Raw genomic sequence first — 15,520 nt, forward strand, 5'->3', positions numbered from 1 at the left:
CCCTAAAATACGAATTAATGTGCTCCGAAGTAGTCTCTTTTGAGCAAATTTGAGGAGCTGCAGATTCAACAATGTTAAATAGATTCGTAAATTCGTGCAGATTCGTAATTTATAAAAAATGAAATTAAAAGAAATAACCAGCCATATCGAATCCATTGCTCCGCTTGCTTATCAAGAGAGTTATGATAATTCAGGATTGATTTTTGGCAATCCCGATATGGAAATTACCGGAGCAATTATTTGCTTGGACAGCACTGAAGCTGTTATTGATGAGGCGATTGCGAAGAAATGTAATTTAGTAATTGCCCATCATCCGATTGTGTTTTCCGGAATAAAAAAATTTAACGGGAAAAATTATGTCGAGCGCGTCATCATAAAAGCAATCCAAAATAACATTGCGATATATGCGGCACATACCAATTTGGACAATGTACACAATGGAGTAAATGCTAAGATTGCTGAAATGATTGGTTTGGAAAATTGTTCAGTACTTGCTCCAATGAATGGTAGCATTAAAAAGTTGGTAACGTATTGTCCGGATGTGAACGCAGCGCCTATCCGTGAAGCATTATTTGCTGCAGGTGGTGGCTCTATCGGAAATTATGAAGAATGCAGTTTTAATGGAAATGGGTATGGGACATTTAAGGCGGGAGCGAATGCCAATCCGCATGTAGGTGAGATCCGCAAACAACACCAAGAAAAAGAAACCAGGATAGAGTTGATTTATCCGGCATATCTCGAGTCGAAGTTGCTAAAAGCCTTGTTTTTGGCACATCCGTATGAAGAGGTAGCCTATGATTTAGTGGAGTTAAGTAATAAAAATAATCGCATTGGAGCAGGGTTGATTGGCGAATTGGCCACTGAAATGGACGAAAAAGCATTTTTGATGCATTTAAAAACGGTGATGAAGGCCGATGGAATACGATATACCGCATTAAAGGGTGAAAAAGTGAAGAAAATAGCTGTATGTGGCGGGTCGGGTAGCTTTTTGCTGAAAAATGCGATGCAAGCAGGAGCGGATGTATTTGTGACGGCAGATTTTAAGTATCATCAGTTCTTTGATGCTGAAAATCAGATAATTATTGCAGATATCGGGCATTATGAGAGTGAGCAATACACGATGGAATTATTTTATGAGATTTTAAGCAGAAAATTTACTACATTTGCACTCCATTTATCAAAAATCAATACAAATCCGATAAACTATTTATAAAAATGGCAAAAACTAAGACTGACGAAATTTCTGTAGAGGAAAAGTTAAAAGCCTTGTTTGAATTACAACAAGTAGATTCTAAAATCGATAAAATTAAAACTGTTAGAGGTGAATTGCCTTTGGAAGTGAGAGATTTGGAAGATTTAGTTGCTGGTTTAGAAACCCGTATAACGAATTTAACGGAAGAGTTAAAAACATTGGAAGAGTCAATCACAGAAAAGAAAAATGTGATTAAAGATTCACAAGCATTGATTAAGAAATACGAAACACAGCAAGGTAAAGTACGTAACAACCGTGAGTACGATGCGATTACAAAAGAAATTGAATTCCAAAATTTGGAAATTCAGTTGGCTGAAAAACGTATCAAAGAATACAAAGCGAATATCATTTCTAAGAAAGAAGTGATTGAAGCATCAGAAGAGGATTTCAAAGACAGACAAAAAGATTTGAAAATCAAAAAGAAAGAATTGGATGAAATTGTTGCTGAAACAGAAAAAGAAGAATCAGCATTGATTAAAAAATCAAAAGCTTCTGAAAGCATTATTGAAGAACGTTTATTAAACGCGTATCACCGTTTGCGTTCAAACGTAATGAACGGATTAGGCGTTGTAACTGTTGAGCGTGATGCTTGTGGCGGATGTTTCAATAAAATTCCACCTCAACGTCATTTGGATATCAAAACACATAAAAAAGTGATTGTGTGTGAGCATTGCGGAAGAATTTTGGTGGATGCGGATATCTTAACTGGAAAAACAAAAGAATAATTTTAAGAAATACCTTAATTAAAAAAGCCTCAAGTTTTCACTTGGGGCTTTTTTTATAGATCTTTTAAACTACTCACATGCTTTTTTAAAATAGTATCAGCGAGCATTTTTGTTTTTATTTCTTCAATCAATGATTTATCCAGTTTCTGCTTTTTGCTAATAATGTCAACTCCTTCCGGAGTAAATAGTGTTTTTGAAAACCAGATAACAGCCCATTCGTTTTTCTCATCAAATAATTTTATTTCCCAATGACTTTTGGCGATTGCTAAAAATCCTTTTCCCTGCCAAGTAAATGCCTTGTCATTATTGGGGTTTACATAATCGAAACCATTAATGGTTTTTGTTTTCCCTTTTTTAAGGTATTTGACTTCATCTATTAAAAACGTTTTTCCATTTTTTTCTGCAATGGTATAATTAAATGTAGGGTTGGTTTTGGTTCCATCCAACCACATTGGAAAGTTGGAGCTAATGATAAACCAGGTGCCGGAAAGAATATTGAAAATCGAATTCATGGATACAAGATACAAAAAAACGTCCCACTCAATAATTAGAGTGGGACGTTCGTTCTTAAAATCTTACACCAAAAGATAACATAAAGCTGGAGTTTTTATAACTGTTTTCTACGATGGTAGAATTGGGTGTGTTGTATAAATAATTGAATTCCGTGTATTTGGTGAGCACATAGGCAAAGTCAATGAAAAAATGATCTTGGCGGTATCCAATTCCGGCTGTATAGCTCGTTCGGTTCGCATTGATGTTTTCATTGCTTTTAAACGGACTTCCATACAAGGCATATCCAACGCGCAAAGCAATCGGATCCAAGCGAACTTCTCCACCAACACGCAAATTGCCTGTTCCTTTATATTTTGTGCGAATAAGCTTGTTTACATCACCAAAAACATTTTCAGTTGCATGCAACTGAGCAAAAGAATAATCCACATATTCGTATTCTGCATTGATGAGCGCAATTTTATTAATCACAAAACCAACACTGCCAATTGCACGGTAGGGATTTGTAATTCTGTAATCATAGGAGCCTTCCGGTGAAACGGTATCGTATTTATAGCCGTCTAAATCGGAACTCATTTCGCTGCTGTAGTTATCTCTTAAGCTGATAGAAGATGGCGTGTGAAACGCTACACCAACTCTCACCCAATCGTTCGGACGATAGATCGCACCTACTTTTAGGTTCACACCATTTCCTTGGGTTGATAAATATTGAGTGTATTTAAAAGATTTGAAATTGGCGATTGTATCTTTTTCATCTGTTTCTTCAAAAGTAGATTCTTCTGAAAAACGGGTTCTTAAAATTCCGAAGGTCGCACCTAAATACAATTTGCTTTTGTAATTCCCTCCGAAACTAATCACGGTTTCGCCCATGGAACCGGTTGTTTCCACAGTTTTATGTTGGTTGATTCCGTAGTTGGGTATTACATGGTTGTATTGTAAAACGCCCACACTGTCAGGGTTTATTAGATAGGTTTGCCATGCCAAGTCCGTTGAAAACGCATCAAAACTTGTTGGGTTGTTACCATTCGCATCTTGAACAAATGCGTCCAATAAGGAGTTGTTTTTGTTATCACTTTCGATATCCATTCGATTGTGAAAATTATTGGTGCGGTTGTAGCCAAATCCGAAATTTATATTTTCCCAACCGCTCTTATTTTTGTCGCTTATCAAATTAATGCTCGCCACCAAACCAATGTTTCCTAAATTAAAATTTAATTTACGATCACTTGAGGTTGAGCCATTGTAGGTAGACGCAGTGGTTTGTGAAAACACAGCAGGTGAAATGGATAATTCTGTTTTTTTGAAAATAGCAATCCCTGCAGGATTGAAACTAAGCGTTGAGATGTCGCCACCTAAAGCGCCCATAGAGCCTGCCATAGAAGCAAAACGAGCCGTTCCGCCAAAGGTAAGTTGCGAGTAACGCATGGCATCAATATCATTTTGTGCAAAGGAAGTGCACAACGATAGTAATCCGATTCCTGTAATTATAATTTGTTTTTGCATATCCGTTTTTTTAAAGTTGAATCGTGTTTTTAATTTTCACACGGAGTAAACGTGTGAAAATTAAAAACGAATTCAGAATAAATTATCTTCTTGGAGGTTTGCTTCCAGATGGTGGAGGAGTAGAACCGCCTCTTCCACTCGGTGTAGACGAAGGAGTTGGTTTCGGTTGTTCGTATCGAGGTGCTTCTTCACGAGGTTTTTCATATTTAGGTTGTTCAACCGGTTTTTGACGCTCAATATTAACTGGCTTTTCCTTGTATAGAGGTTTTTCTTCGTACACCGGCTTTTCTTTATATGCCGGTTTTTCGTTGTATACCGGTTGTTCTTTATTAGCAGGCTTTTCGTTGTACACCGGTTTGTTGTAAGCCGGATTTTCAGTAGATGTAGGTTTACTAGTGCTATTGTCAGGTTTATAAGCCGGATTTACTGGACCCACCGGAATAACGGTTGCACCATTGTTGACAGGTTTGTAAGTATCCGTATTTACGTATACCGGTTTAATGCGGCCATAGTCGTCTTTTTTCCAATTTTCAGGATTCGCCTTTGCTTGTGTTTCTAATTCTTCTACCATTCGTGAAGCAAGAGTCGGTTGTGCTGTTTCTCTGCCATTCGAACCAGTTGTACCTCTTGGTCCATAATAATAGCTGTTATTATCGAAACTGTTGAAGTAGTTGTTGTTGTACATTCCGGCATAATATCCATCCCAGTATCCATTGTTATAGCCTGCGCCATAAGGATTGTATCCGCCATAACCATAACCATATCCATACGGGTTATATCCGTAACCGTATCCATAAGGATCATATCCATATCCATAAGGATTGTACCATGGGTCGTAACCCCAACCTTGGTTTCCGTACCAATAATAACTCGGATTATAGGTATAGGTGAAATAGCTCGGTCCCCAGAAATTGTATCCCATATAAACACTTGTCCCATAGTTATAAGGATTTCCTGTATACCAGTAGGAGTTGGTATAATAATTATCATAGTAACCGTAGCTACCACAACTACCATGGAAACGTCTTAAACGAACAGCGTAAGCATCATCATAATAATCATCATAATCGAACGGCTCGTTGTCGTAATAATTATTGGTTGTATTGTTGATGGTTGTTTTCCCGTTTTCGGACGGGGTATAATAATCATCAGAAGTAGCAGGATTATTTCTTTTCTCTGCGGCTGCCATTTCTTCGAGTTGTTTTTTGGCTTCCTCGCGCTGTTGGGCTTCTGCCAAAGCTTGTTTTTCTTTATCGGCAGCTTTGTCTTTTGATGAATAATAAATATCATCATTGTAAGCTCTCGATTGCGCACCATCGGGAGTTTTACAAGCGGTAAACGCTAATAAAACAATTGCCAGAATGCTTAAATAGGTTTTCATTTTTTAGTATTTAAATATGATGGGGATGATTTAAATCTTTTTAAAATCGACAAAAGGAATAACAAAAGGTTTAATTTTCTATTTTTACGTTCCTAAAGTCAGATATAAAATTACAAATACTATACCACAAAAAAAAGATTATGAGCAAGGAGTTATCAACGCGTGAAGGAAATTATTCGGAATGGTACAATGAATTGGTTGTGAAGGCCGATTTAGCGGAACATTCAGCAGTTAAAGGGTGCATGGTTATTAAGCCTTACGGATATGCCATTTGGGAAAAAATGCAACAGGCCTTAGACAAAATGTTTAAGGATACCGATCACGTAAACGCTTATTTTCCGCTATTTATACCTAAATCGTTTTTTAGCAAGGAAGCCAGCCATGTGGATGGTTTTGCCAAGGAATGTGCCGTTGTGACGCATTACCGTTTGAAAACAGCACCCGATGGAAGTGTGGTGGTGGATGAAACCGCTAAGTTGGATGAAGAATTAATTGTTCGTCCTACTTCAGAAACGATTATTTGGAATACCTATAGAGGCTGGATACAATCTCACCGCGACTTACCGATATTGGTGAATCAATGGGCTAATGTGGTGCGTTGGGAAATGCGTACACGTTTGTTTTTAAGAACAACCGAGTTTTTGTGGCAAGAAGGACATACTGCACATGCGACATCTGAAGAGGCAGTAATTGAAACAGAGAAGATGTTGCACGTATATGCTGATTTTGCAGAAAACTGGATGGCGATGCCGGTAATCAAAGGAATTAAATCAGCGAATGAGCGTTTTGCAGGAGCAATCGAAACCTATTGTATTGAGGCATTGATGCAAGATGGAAAAGCATTACAAGCAGGTACATCCCATTTTTTAGGTCAGAATTTTGCGAAAGCATTTGATGTAAAATTTGCAAGTAAAGAAGGGAAACAAGAATATGTGTGGGCAACTTCTTGGGGCGTTTCTACCCGTTTGATGGGCGCATTGATTATGTCACATTCGGATGATAAAGGATTGGTGTTGCCTCCAAAATTGGCACCTTTTCAGGTGGTGATTGTGCCAATTTATAAAGGCGAAGAGCAATTGGCACAAATCAATGAAGTGGTTGCGAAGATGAAAAAAGCAATGGAAGCCAAAGGTATTAGTGTGAAATATGATAATCGTGATTCACAGCGTCCGGGCTGGAAGTTTGCAGAATATGAATTAAAAGGAGTTCCCGTTCGTATTGCAATCGGTGGAAGAGATTTGGAGAATGGAACAGTAGAGGTGGCCAGAAGAGATACTATGGAAAAGGAAACCTTGTTGCAAGCCGATTTAGAGAATAAGATTGAGCATTTGTTAACGCAGATACAGGATAATTTGTATCAAAAAGCAAAGGCGATGAAAGAAGCGAAAACCTATTCGGCAGATACATACGAAGATTTTAAACGTATTTTGGATGAAACCCCAGGATTTGTAATGGCGCATTGGGATGGAACACCGGAAACGGAACAAAAAATTAAAGAAGAAACAAAAGCAACAATTCGTTGTATTCCTTTAGATGCGAAGGCTGAAGAAGGGAAATGTATATACAGTGGCAAGCCGTCCTCAAGAAGAGTGGTATTTGCCCGTGCGTATTAATTGTATCAAAGATGGAAAATAAATCGCCCCGAGATTTGATTTTAAAGACGTTGAAAGAGAAGTCGAGTATGAAGCAAGATGTGTATGCGAATACACTTCAGGCGTTTCTGCTGTTCAAAAAAGTTTCGAAAGAAACGATTGCTGAATTATCAAAGTCGGCACGGGAGATTGATAAGCGTATTGTCATCGAATACAAAGAAAAGGGCGAATTTGAGTTTGAATTGCGTGTGGCGGGTGATTTATTGATCTTTTCGATGCATACAAATGTATTTGAGTTTGATAAAAACCATCCACTTTGGAAAAGCTCTTATATTAAAGAAGACCATGCCCGAAGCTATTGTGGAATGATAAACATCTACAATTTCTTGAATGATTCATTTAAGTACAACAGAGTCAATGACTTAGGTTATGTGATTGGTCGGGTGTTTGTGAATAAAGAGAACCATTATTTTGTGGAAGGCAAGCGTCAATTGGGCTTTTTGTACAATGATTTTGTACATGCAGTGATTGATGAGGCGGCCATTAAGGCGGTTTTGGAGACAACAATCCTGTATTGTTTGAGTTTTGACCTGTTTACACCGCCATTTGATACCATAAAAGAGATCAGTGTAATGGATATGCAGTCGGTTAGTGAGAACATGCAAATGAAAACCGGAAAACGCTTAGGCTTTCGTTTTCAGGCAGATAATGAATCAATTGATTGATTTTTGCGGAAAGTTTAAGAAATATTTTGCAGAAATGGATTTTTCATTTACATTTGCACTCCCAAAATTAAAGGGCCCGTTCGTCTAGGGGTTAGGACATCAGGTTTTCATCCTGGAAACAGGGGTTCGATTCCCCTACGGGCTACTAAAAGAGTAAAGTAATTAGTTAATAGTAAATTGTTGTAAGGAAAGTCAAAGCGAGTACTTGTAACGAATAACAAAAGAAAAGATGGCAAATCACAAGTCGAGTATCAAAAGAATCCGTTCTAACGATGCTAAAAGATTAAGAAATCGTTACCAAGCGAAAACAATGCGTAATGCAGTGAAGGAATTGAGAGCTGACGAAAGTAAAAAATCGGCTAGCGAGAAACTTCCAAAAGTTATTGCTATGGTAGATAAATTAGCGAAGAAAAGCGTTATTCACAAGAATAAAGCAGCTAACTTAAAATCAAAGTTGACTAAAAAAGTAAATGCGCTAAAAAAATAATAGCGTACACTATTTAACGATAATACATTTAATTGAGGCTCCGCAATGCTGCGGAGCCTTTTTTTTATGTTAAAAAATAGAGTAAGGACATGCGGATTCTAGGTGCGTAAATAAGAGTAGTGCAAAAAAAAGTTCAAAATTGTATGGAGGAAAATAGGTTTGGAATAAAATCTTGGGCAGAGGAAGATCGGCCACGAGAGAAACTAATTGAAAAAGGGAGACATGTTTTAACAGAAGCTGAATTGATTGCCATCTTAATTGGTTCAGGAAGTAAAGATGAAACAGCCGTGGAGCTTTCGAAAAGAATATTAGCCAGTGTCGGAAATAATTTAAACGATTTAGGAAAATTAAGCATACATGAATTGGTGAAATTTAAAGGCATTGGTGAGGCGAAAGCAATTAGTGTAATGGCTGCGATGGAATTGGGGCGAAGGAGAAAGGAAGCAGAGGTTGCGAAGCGTGATCGAATTACGACAAGTAAAGATGTATATGATATCATGAAATCCATTTTGTTGGATTTGCCACATGAAGAATTTTGGTTGTTGATGTTGAATCGAGCAAATCTTGTTGTTAAGAAAGAACTCATTTCTCGAGGAGGTGTTTCGGGTACTGTTGTGGATACTAAGATTATTTTTAAAGCTGCAGTTGAAAATTATGCATGCTCAATCATCATTTGCCACAATCATCCTTCCGGAAATAGGAAGCCCAGCGATGCAGATATCCGCATTACAAAAAACATAAAGGAAGCCGGAAAATTAATGGAAATTCCTTTGCTCGACCATTTGATTGTTGCCGAAAATGGGTTTTATAGTTTTGCTGATGAAGGTATACTTTAATTAATTGCTGTGGAATCGGCAGCAGTCATTTTTTTTAGGATTGCTTTAAAGTCTTCGTTTTCTTTCATTTTTCCGAAGAGTGCATCATTCTCAACTCTGGCAACATCTGTAAAGCCATTTTTAATCGCACCGTCTAAGGCCTCAATTGTTTCCTTTTCTTTTCCTTCTATCGCAAGAATGTTTGCATTTAAATAATGTGCTTCGCTATTCGCTGGGTCAATAATCAGGTAAATGGTTGCAAACATTTTGGAAGCCGGGAAGTTTTGTTTTTGCATTGCATTGGTTGTTTGCATATATGCTAATAGGCTTAAATAGTCGAGGGTTCGTTTATACACTAAAACATCTTCTGCGTTGGCTGATTTTACTTTTTTAGTAATTGATGCTATTTCCTGGCGCCACCAGTCGATGTTTTTGGATTGTATTGCACTTGAGTAAAATGCTTTTAATTCATCCTCCTTTTTCCAAGTAGCCTCTTCCTTTTTTAGCGCCTTGTCTACTTCTTTGTTGTCTTTGAGTGGGTTGTAAATTTCAAAAAAGGTTTTTAAGTCAGTAAGGCCATCAAAAAAATTAATGGTTTTCCGAACAAGTGTATATACTTCAAACGTTTTATTGTTTTGTTGGGCGGCTTTAATTTTTTTATCAAAAAGAGCAATCTCTTCTTTGATTAACGGTTCATTTTTTAACTTCGGATCTTTACGCATCGCACCAAATTCTGTCCATAAAAAAGCATCTTTCATCACTTCTTCAGTTGGCCATTCATGCTTCCCGTCAAATTCAATGAAGGCATGTTTAACCGGTCGGCCTGCTAAGTCAATCATGTCGTATCGTCTCATTTCTACATAATTGAAATCTTGATTTCCACAGATGCCTAAAAATGTATAATTGCTTCTTGGGTCTTGTGCATTAATAGCAGGAGCAGCAGCACCGCAACAAATTACACCTGCAATGCCTCCGTTTGTTAAACATAACGCATTTGCAACGCGCGCTCCACCTGAAAACCCCATTACATAGATGCGTGAGGTATTGATTGCCATTCGTTCCTGAGAGTCAGAAAATAAATTGTTGGCAATGATTTGAGTCTCTTCCCAGGGTGTTCCGTTTTTGGAATTGTTTGAGCCAATGAGGATGTATCCGTATTTTTCTGCTAAATTTTTGTACATCGAGAGCGGTAATTTCCCTGCGCCATGTGCATCAAACAGATATATAACAGGCAGTGCTTTATCGGGTGTGTAGGAGGATGGCAAATACAGGGCGTACGATTGATTGCTGTTGCTTAGAACATTTACCTTTTCAATTAATGTTCCAGTTGCAAACTTTTCTTTAGCAGGAATGGAATCTTTTGTTGTTGAGGTGTTGTTGGTTTTTCCGCTGTCAGAAGAGCAGGAGAAAAATAAAGCACTCAAAAGGATCAATGTAAAGATTGATTTTTTCATCGGTATACAGAATATTGAATAGGTAAGTTAAATTGAACGGTCATCGGCAATCCATCACTAAATCCAGGAATCCAAGGAGGCATTTTTTTGATAACAGACAAAGCTTCCATATCTAATTCGGCTGAAAGGCCTTTTAAAATTTTGACATTTTGTGTTGCCCCGTCAATGGTTACATTAAATGTTGTATAGATTGTTCCTTGATGTCCGGATGTTTTAGAAGCCTCCGGAGGATTAAAATTTGCTTGCAAAAAGCTATTTAAACCTTCTTCACCACCCAATGAAATCGGATTTACTTGTACGAAATCTTCATTTAAAGATTGTATTTCATCAGCGTCTTTTTTAGCTTGGGCTGGATCGATTTTCTCATTGGTATAACTTTTTATTCGAGTACCATTCATGTATTCGTAAGAGTAATAAATGGTGCCATTGCTTAAATAATAGGTAGCACTTCCGTCTTTTTCTCCCTGCGTATAATTTTCTTCGGAGAATAATTTTCCGTTTTCAAAATAGCGATTGGTGATTCCGTCTTTTAATCCGTCTTTGTGATTTTTTTCAAATCGTTTGGTTCCTTTTGGAGAATATTCGATTAGTTTTCCGTTTCCATTTTTAAATGTGCCGAAATCTTGCGATTTACCTAACGAGTCGTTCATTTTAATAACATTGTAAGGCAAGCCATTTTTGTATTCAATACTGGAAAGAATTGCTCCATTGGGATGATAGTAGATGTCGTTTCCTTCCACTGCATCATCACGATAATTTTTTTCATTTTTGATTTTCCCACTTTCATAGTATAACTTGTATGGGCCATTCTAAACATCATTCGCATACGTTTTTATGCATTGTATGTTTCCATTTGGATAAAACGATTGCCAGGTACTGTCTTTTTTGTCGTCTTTAAAATAAATGATACAAAGTCGTTTTTGATTCAAATAATATTTCCATGCTCCATTTTTTTTATCATCTGAATAATTTCCTTGAAAAAAAACACGGCCATCTACACTTTGACTTTTCCACAATCCGTTTTTCTTTCCATTTAAATATTCACAACTCACTATTTTAATACCTCTGTACCATTTTTCGCTATGTCCGTTTTTTATATCACTGGTTTTATTTAGTACTTCATATCTATCCAGTATTCTGGAGCTGGTTTTACTTCCGGCAAATCCTTCTTTAGGAGGCTGTGCGGAAAGGGGAATCGACAATGTGACTAATAAAAGTAATGTGTTGAGAAGTTTATAGTTACGATATTCACCAACTTTCCATCCGGTAGTTTTTTCGATGAACATGAGGAATCGAACTTTTAAGGAAATTTTTTTCTGGGTGGGATCGAAAGAAAACTTCCAGTTCATTTGATTAATTCTGTTCTGCATCACTTTGGGGTGGGTGCCTTTGAAAAGCGCAACAGAGTCTGTTTGAGAATAATCAAACTCATTTACATCAGGGATGTTTTTTTTCATCCATTCATCGTCATGCCAGAGTTTATTAAATGTTTGTTGTTTTGCTTGCTGTGCTTCCGGTGGTTTTACCCATCCGTAGTGGTAAACAAATGCATCAATGTGTTTTACATTTAATTTTTGTCCGTTTTTTCTGAATCCTTGTGCATCTAAATAAGAAGAAATAGATTTATCATTTTTGATGATACGTATTTCTCTTCGGTACCAGCGTCTGGAATCTCCGATATAATCATAAGAGCCATAAAAGTGAGTATAGTTGAAGAGCAATCCTTCCACTTGTTTGTCGTTTTTAAAGTCCTCCATTGCCTTTTTAATGACCGGCAAATACTGTTCATGGATTACTTCATCCCCTTGAATATAAAAGGCCCAATCGCTGTCTTTTGCAACAGCAGCAAAGGCTTTGTTGGTTTCATCGGCAAGTACTTTTCCACCTTGACGAAGACTTTCGTTCCAAATGGTTTCAATGATTTTTATTTTGGGTGAATCGATGGATTGAATCAGTTTCAATGTGTCGTCTTCGGATTTTCCAACAGCAACAATCACTTCATCACAGATGGGAAGGATGGACGTAATGGCTTCAACGATGGGGTAGTCGTATTTGATGGCATTGCGTACAATTGTGAATCCGCTTACTTTCATAGCTACTTAAAATCATCCTTTCTTTGAGCCTTTACTTTTAAAAGCTAAAAAAATTATATTCCTGTAAAATTACTCGGGGATATTTTTTTCAATTCTGTTTTGATAGCATCGTTTACATTTAGGGTATCAATAAAAGCAGAAATACTCTCTTTTGTAATATGCGTATTGGTGCGTGTTAATTCTTTTAGCGCTTCGTAAGGTTTTGGATATCCTTCTCTTCGTAAAATCGTTTGAATGGCTTCAGCAACTACAGCCCAATTATTTTCTAAATCTTTTTCAAAGGCTTCTTGGTTTAAAATTAATTTATCCAATCCTTTGATTAAAGATTTATAAGCGATTAAGCTATGTGCTAAAGGAACGCCCACATTGCGCAATACAGTAGAGTCTGTTAAGTCGCGCTGCAAACGAGAAATAGGAAGTTTAGCCGACAGGTGTTCAAAAATAGCATTTGCAATTCCTAAATTTCCTTCCGAGTTTTCAAAGTCGATTGGGTTTACTTTATGAGGCATTGCAGAAGAACCAATTTCTCCGGCTTTAATTTTTTGTTTGAAGTAATCCATGGAAATATACGTCCAGATATCACGATCCAAATCAATGATGATGTTGTTGATGCGTTTTAAAGCATCACAATAGGCAGCAAAATTATCGTAGTGTTCGATTTGTGTTGTTGGGTATGAACGCGACAAACCTAAATTTTTGTTTACAAAATCGTTGGCAAATGTTAGCCAGTCAATTTGTGGGTATGCTACGTGATGTGCATTTAAATTTCCGGTAGCTCCACCAAATTTTGCTCCGTAAGGAACTGCTTTTAACATGGCAATTTGGTTTTGCAAACGAACCACAAATACCATGATTTCTTTTCCTAATCTTGTAGGAGAGGCAGGTTGTCCATGTGTGCGGGCTAGCATCGAAACGCTTTTCCACTCTTCAGCATAAGCGGAAAGTTTCGAAACTACTTCTTCTAAAACAGGCAACAAACATTCGTTCATCGCAACTTTTATAGAATAAGGAATAGCGGTGTTGTTAATGTCTTGAGAGGTTAATCCGAAATGGATGAATTCTTTTTGCTCGTTAATTTTTAATGCATCGAATTTTTCTTTGATAAAATATTCAACCGCTTTTACATCGTGATTGGTAATTTTTTCGATGTCTTTAATTTGTTGCGCATCCGCTTCTGTTAATTCAGAATATATTTTTCTTAATGCCGGATATAAATTTTTATCGAATCCTTTTAGTTGAGGCAATGGCAATTCACACAGTGCGATAAAATATTCAATTTCAACCAACACTCGATATTTAATAAGTGCGGCTTCCGAAAAATAATCCGCAAGCTTTTCGGTCGTATTTCTGTAGCGACCATCTACGGGAGATATAGCAGTAAGTTTGTTTAATTCGCTCATTGGTAATTCGTATTTAAAAAAGAGTAGCGAAGATAAGAAAAATAAGGGTTTGAATGAAAAAGGAGGAGTTATTTCGTTTCCGATAAAGCCAGGATTCTGTCAAATTCTTCCACCTTTATGGCAGCAACAGATAATCGACTCAAGCGAACCAACTGGATGTCTTTTAATTGCGCATCTGCTTTTATTTCGGCAAGTGAAAGAGGCCGTTTTAAGGTTTTGAATGGAGCGATTTCTACTACACTCCAAGCAGTATCATCCGTGGTTGGGTCTTGATACGCTTCTTTTACTACTTTGGCGATTCCAACAATGTTTAATCCTTCGTTACTATGATAAAAGAAAACAAGATCTCCCTTTTTCATTGCACGCATATTGTTTCGAGCGGCATAATTTCTTACACCATCCCAAACCGCTTTTTTATCTTTTAGAAATTGTTCCCAACTGTATTTGAAGGGTTCTGATTTTACGAGCCAGTGTTGCATGTTGATAAAGTACTAATCTTATTTTGGTTAATTGTAACCGTTTAGTGCATGATTTTAAAAATCAATTCTTTCAGCAATTCTCCTTCAGTGGCAGAGCCTCTGTCGATGCCTTTTGATTTTAAATCGTATTCGCGTAGATAGCTGAAAATGGATTTTAATTTTCCTGCCGAATAATTTTTTGCAGCCATTTCATAATCCTTTACAAAAAATGGATTTACTCCCATAGCTGCAGCGGCAGTTTTTTTGTCGGCTAAAAAATGATAAATTAATACTTTACAAAAATAACCATAGAGGGACGCAACGGTCATTACCATTGGGTTTTCCTTTGGGTTTGCATTAAAGTAATTGATGATCCGATTGGCCTTCACTACTTCTTTTTTCGCAATGGCAGTTTGTAATTCAAACACATTGTAATCTTTGCTGATACCAATATTTGCCTGGATGTGTTCTTGTGTAATTTCCGATTTCGGAGGCAAGTTAATAATGAGCTTGTCGAGCTCGTTAGTAACTTTGCTTAGGCTGGTGCCTAAGTATTCGTTGAGCAAAGCAGCTGCACGTTGGTTAATGGTGTAATCTTTCGATTTTAAATAATTACTAATCCAATCGGCAACTTGATTGTCGTATAATTTTTTTGATTCGAACAATGCGGCATTTTTCTGAATTAATTTTGCCAATGCTGTTCGTTTATCAATGGTTTTGTATTTGTAACAAAACACCAAAATGGTTGATGGAAGCGGATTTTCTAGGTATGCTTCGAAGGGTGTTTTAACTTTATCTTTTTTATCTTCCTTTTCTTTTTTTACTAAATCTTTAATGTCTTGTGCTTCTTTGATGATAACCACTTGGTGTTCGCTCATCATCGGAAATCGTTTTGCGGCACCGATAATTTCAGCGGTGGTAACATCACGGCCGTAGAGGACTGATTGGTTAAATTCTTTTTCAGATTCATCCAATACATTGTTCTCAATATAATCTGAAATCATATCAATGAAATACGGCTCTTCTCCCATTAAGAAATAAATGGGGCGATAGGTTTTCTTCTTTAATTCAGATATAATTTCGTTGTATTCCAATTGTCTTTTACTTTTATTTTTAAGTTTTTCT

14 protein-coding genes, 1 tRNA gene and 2 pseudogenes are annotated in these 15,520 nt (G+C 37.0%); 7 read left to right on the plus strand and 10 right to left on the minus strand.

What is annotated here, in order from left to right; all coding sequences use genetic code 11:
* Positions 1 to 118 precede the first annotated feature (118 nt).
* Entirely contained in the window at positions 119 to 1,213 is a 1,095-nt protein-coding gene (locus tag IPP64_03550) for a Nif3-like dinuclear metal center hexameric protein (protein MBL0328501.1), read from the plus strand.
* A gap of 2 nt (positions 1,214 to 1,215) precedes the next feature.
* The gene (locus IPP64_03555) at positions 1,216 to 1,977 is read left to right on the plus strand and encodes a hypothetical protein (GenBank protein ID MBL0328502.1); all 762 of its coding nucleotides are present in this window, start codon (positions 1,216 to 1,218) and stop codon (positions 1,975 to 1,977) included.
* Positions 1,978 to 2,030: 53 nt separating this feature from the next.
* On the opposite strand, the gene IPP64_03560 is transcribed toward IPP64_03555, so the two are convergent.
* From IPP64_03560 to IPP64_03570, 3 genes are all read right to left on the minus strand, one after another.
* Positions 2,031 to 2,489, minus strand: a complete 459-nt coding sequence (locus IPP64_03560; GenBank protein MBL0328503.1) for a hypothetical protein — start codon at positions 2,487 to 2,489, stop codon at positions 2,031 to 2,033.
* 55 nt (positions 2,490 to 2,544) lie between these two features.
* Positions 2,545 to 3,990, minus strand: a complete 1,446-nt coding sequence (locus IPP64_03565; GenBank protein ID MBL0328504.1) for an outer membrane protein transport protein — start codon at positions 3,988 to 3,990, stop codon at positions 2,545 to 2,547.
* Between the two features lie 82 nt (positions 3,991 to 4,072).
* The gene (locus IPP64_03570; GenBank protein MBL0328505.1) at positions 4,073 to 5,371 is read right to left on the minus strand and encodes a hypothetical protein; all 1,299 of its coding nucleotides are present in this window, start codon (positions 5,369 to 5,371) and stop codon (positions 4,073 to 4,075) included.
* Between the two features lie 140 nt (positions 5,372 to 5,511).
* Here IPP64_03570 and IPP64_03575 point away from each other — a divergent pair, with 140 nt between their 5' ends.
* The 5 genes from IPP64_03575 to radC all read left to right on the plus strand — a co-directional run bounded on the left by IPP64_03575 (position 5,512) and on the right by radC (position 9,011).
* Positions 5,512 to 6,984 carry a proline--tRNA ligase gene (locus IPP64_03575; GenBank protein ID MBL0328506.1) on the plus strand — a complete coding sequence of 491 codons (1,473 nt, stop codon included), beginning with the start codon at positions 5,512 to 5,514 and terminating at the stop codon, positions 6,982 to 6,984.
* Positions 6,985 to 6,995: 11 nt separating this feature from the next.
* Positions 6,996 to 7,688, plus strand: a complete 693-nt coding sequence (locus IPP64_03580) for a hypothetical protein (GenBank protein ID MBL0328507.1) — start codon at positions 6,996 to 6,998, stop codon at positions 7,686 to 7,688.
* A gap of 73 nt (positions 7,689 to 7,761) precedes the next feature.
* Positions 7,762 to 7,833: transfer RNA gene (locus IPP64_03585), tRNA-Glu, on the plus strand.
* Between the two features lie 84 nt (positions 7,834 to 7,917).
* A complete protein-coding gene (locus IPP64_03590) occupies positions 7,918 to 8,175 on the plus strand; it encodes a 30S ribosomal protein S20 (protein ID MBL0328508.1) in 258 nt (85 codons plus the stop codon).
* Between the two features lie 143 nt (positions 8,176 to 8,318).
* Positions 8,319 to 9,011 (plus strand): DNA repair protein RadC, encoded by a 693-nt coding sequence (radC, locus tag IPP64_03595; GenBank protein MBL0328509.1) that lies wholly within the window; start codon positions 8,319 to 8,321, stop codon positions 9,009 to 9,011.
* Here the strand turns inward: radC and IPP64_03600 are convergent.
* The 7 genes and pseudogenes from IPP64_03600 to holA form a co-directional block, all read right to left on the minus strand.
* Positions 9,008 to 10,444 (minus strand): hypothetical protein, encoded by a 1,437-nt coding sequence (locus tag IPP64_03600; protein MBL0328510.1) that lies wholly within the window; start codon positions 10,442 to 10,444, stop codon positions 9,008 to 9,010. The two genes, radC and IPP64_03600, sit on opposite strands and share 4 nt — an antisense overlap.
* Positions 10,441 to 11,184: a TonB family protein gene (locus IPP64_03605; GenBank protein MBL0328511.1), complete on the minus strand. Its 744-nt coding sequence runs from the start codon at positions 11,182 to 11,184 to the stop codon at positions 10,441 to 10,443. Before IPP64_03605 ends, IPP64_03600 begins: the two co-directional genes overlap by 4 nt.
* Before the next feature lie 6 nt (positions 11,185 to 11,190).
* Positions 11,191 to 11,250, minus strand: a pseudogene (locus IPP64_03610) (hypothetical protein).
* A 420-nt stretch (positions 11,251 to 11,670) separates the two neighbouring features.
* Positions 11,671 to 12,537, minus strand: a pseudogene (locus tag IPP64_03615) (glycosyltransferase family 2 protein).
* Between the two features lie 53 nt (positions 12,538 to 12,590).
* Positions 12,591 to 13,937, minus strand: a complete 1,347-nt coding sequence (purB, locus tag IPP64_03620; GenBank protein ID MBL0328512.1) for an adenylosuccinate lyase — start codon at positions 13,935 to 13,937, stop codon at positions 12,591 to 12,593.
* A gap of 68 nt (positions 13,938 to 14,005) precedes the next feature.
* Positions 14,006 to 14,416: an EVE domain-containing protein gene (locus IPP64_03625; GenBank protein MBL0328513.1), complete on the minus strand. Its 411-nt coding sequence runs from the start codon at positions 14,414 to 14,416 to the stop codon at positions 14,006 to 14,008.
* Positions 14,417 to 14,457: 41 nt separating this feature from the next.
* On the minus strand, positions 14,458 to 15,489 hold the full coding sequence (gene holA / locus IPP64_03630; protein MBL0328514.1) for a DNA polymerase III subunit delta: 1,032 nt from the start codon (positions 15,487 to 15,489) through the stop codon (positions 14,458 to 14,460).
* Positions 15,490 to 15,520 lie beyond the last annotated feature (31 nt).

The organism is Bacteroidota bacterium (assembly GCA_016722565.1).
Classification (GTDB): domain Bacteria; phylum Bacteroidota; class Bacteroidia; order 2-12-FULL-35-15; family 2-12-FULL-35-15; genus 2-12-FULL-35-15.